5 protein-coding genes are annotated in these 5,209 nt (G+C 30.1%); all 5 read left to right on the top strand.

What is annotated here, in order from left to right; translation table 11 throughout:
- The first annotated feature begins 154 nt into the window (after nt 1-154).
- The 5 genes from NAT51_RS19440 (at nt 155) to NAT51_RS19420 (ending at nt 5,061) form a co-directional block, all read left to right on the top strand.
- Nucleotides 155-1,246 carry a ligand-binding sensor domain-containing protein gene (locus tag NAT51_RS19440; protein WP_250601752.1) on the top strand — a complete coding sequence of 364 codons (1,092 nt, stop codon included), beginning with the start codon at nt 155-157 and terminating at the stop codon, nt 1,244-1,246.
- Between the two features lie 184 nt (nt 1,247-1,430).
- A complete protein-coding gene (locus NAT51_RS19435) occupies nt 1,431-2,090 on the top strand; it encodes a hypothetical protein (RefSeq protein ID WP_250601750.1) in 660 nt (219 codons plus the stop codon).
- A gap of 183 nt (nt 2,091-2,273) precedes the next feature.
- The gene (locus NAT51_RS19430; protein WP_250601748.1) at nt 2,274-3,494 is read left to right on the top strand and encodes an immunity 26/phosphotriesterase HocA family protein; all 1,221 of its coding nucleotides are present in this window, start codon (nt 2,274-2,276) and stop codon (nt 3,492-3,494) included.
- Between the two features lie 162 nt (nt 3,495-3,656).
- Nucleotides 3,657-4,508, top strand: coding sequence for a hypothetical protein (locus tag NAT51_RS19425; protein WP_250601746.1), 852 nt, complete (start codon nt 3,657-3,659; stop codon nt 4,506-4,508).
- Nucleotides 4,509-4,668: 160 nt separating this feature from the next.
- Complete coding sequence (locus NAT51_RS19420) at nt 4,669-5,061, top strand: hypothetical protein (protein WP_250601744.1); 393 nt, start codon at nt 4,669-4,671, stop codon at nt 5,059-5,061.
- Nucleotides 5,062-5,209: the final 148 nt, after the last annotated feature.

The raw sequence follows: 5,209 nt of genomic DNA, 5'->3' as shown, positions 1-5,209 counted from the left end.
CATAACAGCCACTACAACGGATTTGGGCATTGGGCTTAATGGAAAATGGTTTTGTATTTGGGATGATTTGGCAAATCCGAAAAATGGTCTTAATTTAACCCCAAACCCGCTGTAGTGCCAGAACGTTGTGCGTCATACTAAAAACCCCGTCAAAATGAAAGTAAAATCAGATAGGCAAAACATCTTAATCCTTTTCTTCACATTTTTGATTATTGTAACAACCTCTTGTAGTAATCGAAGTCAATCAGATAAAGAAAATCACGTAGTACAGACTAAAATTAACACCAAATTGTTGAAATACACATCAGGAGTTCGGTCATTTTTGGAGGATAGTAAGGGAAATGTTTGGTTTGGTAGTGGCAATGAAGGAGTGTGTTTGCTTCAAAATGGGAAGTTTAAATATTTCACAACATCAAACGGGTTAAGTAATAATCAGGTAAGGAATATTTATGAAGATAAAAATGGCATCATATGGTTTGAATGTGGCAGAGGATTAAGTATATATGATGGACAAAAAATGTCTATTTACAAAGAAAGAAATTACGATTCAACAACACAATGGAAATTAGGAGATAAAGATATTTGGTTTAAAGGCGATGAATTAGAAGGCTACAACAAACTTGAAAAGAATCCAGGAATGTATCAGTATGATGGAAAAAAACTTTCCTATCGCACATTTCCTGTTACACCAAAATCCGAAGCTGAGCGTAGGTTTCATTATGCAATTTCAACACCTTTTTTAAAAGGTAAAAATGGCACGATTTGGTTTGGAGCCTACAAAGCGTTAATTGGATATAATGGCTCAGATTTTAAAATAATAACTGATGAATATCTTGGGCTAAATGGAGAAAATGGTTCTTTACATATTCGGAGCTTCTTGGAAGACAGTAAAGGAAATCTTTGGATTGCTAATAATGGAAGCGGTGTTTTAAAGTATGATGGAAAAGAAACAATTAATTTCACAACACAACAAAAATTAAAAAAGGAGAACACCAAAGGCAATTCACTTGAGAGAGCTTTTTCCATTGGAGAGGATACTTTAGGAAATATTTGGTTTGGAACTGTAGAATCTGGAGTGTGGAGATATGATGGCAATTCCGTTAAAAATTTTACTAAAGACGATGGACTTGAGAGTAAACACATTTGGGAAATATATAAAAGCAAACAAGGAGAATTGTGGTTTGGGGGAGCCAATCCAAGTGGTGTATTTCGTTTCAATGGCAAGTCTTTTGAAAGACTATATTAACTAAAAGTACGAACGCACAACAGCTACTACAACGAATTTGGGCAATTGGCTTAATGGAAAGCTGGTTTGTATTTGGGAGATTTGGCAAATCCGAAGAATGGTCTTAATTTAGTCCCAAACCCGCTGTAGTGCCAGAACGTTGTGCGAGATTCGCAGAAAAAACGCAGTAAAACTGAATTTATTTATGGGAATATTAGATAAAGTATTTAAAATGGAAAAAATGTACGAAATTATATTTGATGAAAACGGAAAACATCAACTTGGTGGAAAAGCTCCAGAAAATTTTGTAATTCCAAAAAATGAATTTAAATGCAATTTTCAATATCTCGGTTTTATTGATAATAATGATGAATTATTTTCTTGGCTCCCTAATAAACTAAATCTTATTTGTCCAATTTATCTCGATATAGAAAACGTTTATTTGGATTATGAAAATCCGAATGAACCGAAAATAATTTATCCTAAAAACACATCCGAAATTGGAACGGCATATGATACAATTGATTTAAATTCAATTGTAATATATGAATCTAAAAAAATTTCATTCAAAGAATTTGGAGGAGTAACCGAAGCTAATGAACTAGAAAATATAGGATTTACAGGAAAACCACATTGGACACAAAGTAAAAACATACCTCTATGCCCAAAAACAAATAAAAAAATGAAATTTGTTTGTCAATTAACAAGTTGGAGTGAATTAAAGACTGAATACACTAATGTGGTTGCCGATGGAAATTATGAGCAAAATCTATTTTCAAAAATGAATTTTTGGGATGATGGAGATTTATATGTTTTTATGAATCCTGAATCTAAAACGGTTTGCTATTTCATTCAAAATACGTAGAAACATAAATAAACGAACCTCGCACAACAGCCACTACAACGGATTTGGGCAATTGGCTTAAAAAGAAGTTAGTTTTGTATTTGAATGATTTGTCAAATCCGAAAATAGGGCTTAATTTAGTCCCAAATCCGCTGTAGTACCAGAACGTTAGGTGGCATTTTGACAGAAAAAAACCGAAAATAAATGAATTTTGAATTATCAAATACAGAAAGGGAATATTTAGGACTTGATAAAGTAAAGCCAAATTGGGAAAAAATAATACTAAAAGGCGATACTTACCGTGAGCCAAGTATTTTGTATTTTGAGGATAATACAATAAAGAAACATATAGTTTCTACCCAAAATCAATATGTAGAATTCCAATATGAAGAACTGACAAAGAACAGAGAAATCATATTGCCAAAAACAAGTAAAGGAAAAGAACAGAAACTAACTGCATCAGTTCTATCGTCAAAAACTCCTATTGGAGTATATTTTTCATTAAACTCTTTTGGAAATTTATTGATTGGAAATCACACTACAAAAACAACTTTTTATTCTAGCAATTGGGAAGACAAAACACAAAAAGAAGAAAATAAATTTAGTTTTTGGATTGAAGATTTCATAAAAAACTCTGATTCAAATCATTTCCAAGAAATCAACAAGTTCAAAAATGCTAAAAAGAAAAACGTAAAATATAAATCAGGTGATTTTTTTGCATACAAAATTGATAGAACAAATTATGGATTTGGACGAGTTCTACTTGATATTAATAAATTAAGAAAAAGTAATTTATTAGAGAAAAATCACGGTTTAAATTTATTAATGGGAACTCCTGTTTTAGTAAAACTATATCCATACATATCGTTAGAAAAGAACATTGAGATAAAATTATTAGAAAATCTAAAGGCTTTGCCTTCAGATTTTATGATGGATAACCATTTGCATTATGGAGAATATGAAATAATTGGTCATAAAAAACTAGAAGAAAAAGAATTCGAATATCCGATATCTTATGGTAGAAGCATAAGATTTGGTGATGCGAATGTTTTTCTTCAGTGGGGGTTAATTCATAGAGAAGTTCCTATTGATAAATTCAATAAATACATAAAAGGTGAAAATATATTTTTGCCTGAAAATAGTACTTCAAGGTTTATGCACAATCCTTATGGATATTATTCTTGTGGATTTAGTACGCATTATTGGAAAGTTGACATTGTCGAAACTATTAAAAACAATAATGTTTTTGACTTTAATAGAGAACCGTATTATAAAACTGAATTTGATTTAAGAAATCCAAAAAATGATTTGTTGAGAAAAGAAATTATGGCTGAATTTGGATTAGACTCAAGCTTAAGTTACGAAGAGAATTGTAAAAAAACTGATACGGAAGAAACTGTAAAAATATTAGAAAAATTAAAGTAAATAAAAAAACGCCACCTAACACACGCTACAAGCAATTTGGGCATTTGGCTTAATGGAAAAATTGGTTTGTATTTGGAAGATTTGGCAAATCCGAAAATAGGGCTTAATTTAACCCCAAACTGCTTGTAGCGCGAGAACGTTACCAGCAATTATAAAACCAAAATGAAGAAAATAGCAATTTTAGCGTTGACAATGATAACTTTATCTTGTTTTTCACAAGAAAACAGAATTGATATTGAAAAAATAAAAGCCCTTAAAATTACATCAATTACCGGTAGTTCAGTTTCTATTAAAAATGGATTTGTAAATACCGAAAGTAGCAACACATTTTTTGAACTTTATAATGAAGATGGAAAATTAACAGACCAATTTTTCGCAAACTTAAAAGGTGAAAACAAAACCAAATTAAAATTATACTATGGAAAATGTAATAAATATGAAAAATCAGAAGACATTGAAAAAGTTAACGGTAAAGAAAAAATAACAAAAACTAATAAAATAATTTATGATAATTTGTGTAGAGAAACTAAAATAATCTGGATTGACGAAGAAAATAAAATTACTGAAACTGAAGAAATAATTTACAATACAGAAAATCAAAAAATTTCTAACATTTCTAAAAACCCAAAAAATGAGATAACCAGTAAAATTGTCTTTTCATATCCAGAAAAAAATATTGAGGAAACCAAAGCGTATTTTGAAAACGAAAAATTTTGGTATCATCATAAAATTAAAAAAGACGAGAACGGAAATGAAATTGAAAGTATATCTTTTGATGAAAATGGAAAAATAGAAAATAAAGAAACAACCAAATATCAATACAATAACAATAAGAAAATAATTGAGGAATTACATTTTGATGAAAACGATAAATTAAAATATAAAAAGGATTATCTATACAATAGCGATAATTTAATAGAAAGAGTCATAACAACAAAAAAAGAAGTTGGAATAAATATGCCAAACTTAACTGAAAATATAAACATCACAGTCTACTATTACACAAAGGAATAACTGCTGGTAACAGCTACTACAACGGATTTGGGTAATAGACTTAATGGAAAGATGGTTTTGTATTTGGGATGATTTGGCAAATCCGAAGAATGGGCTTAATTTAGTCCCAAACCCGCTGTAGTGCCAGAACGTTAGCTGCAAGTGTAAAGACAAACGTATAATGAAACAACAATTATTCATATTGACATTTTTTTATTTATGTATAAATTTCTGCATTGGCCAAAATCAATACATTGGACGTGAGAAATTAAATAATAATTTAAAAAACCACACAATAATCGACGAAACTACAGGAATTAAGTTCACACTTGACTCAACTCAAATTTATGTGTCAGCCATAGATAAAAGTGGGAAACAAATATGGCGTACTGACCCATGGAAAGATAATGAGTTAACTGAATATAGAGTAAAACGACCAATAATTGTTGAGTTTAAATTTATTAATGAAAAGTGGAAAGACAACAAAAAAGTAATCTGGATTGTATATAATAATTCGCAATTCGGAACAATTGACTTAACTACTGGTGAATTTGAATGGCATGGGCAGGATTAATAAAAACACCTGCAGCTAACCGCGGTAACTGTTGCACAACTACTATTTTTTCAAAATAACTCCAAAAAACATTTTATAAAACCTCTTTTTAAAGCCATTTAAAGGAGGTTTTTTTTTACCTTACTGCTACAATTTCAAAATTGGAATG

This window comes from Flavobacterium amniphilum (genome assembly GCF_023634845.1).
GTDB lineage: Bacteria > Bacteroidota > Bacteroidia > Flavobacteriales > Flavobacteriaceae > Flavobacterium > Flavobacterium amniphilum.
This window is presented reverse-complemented; position numbering and strand designations above follow the sequence as displayed.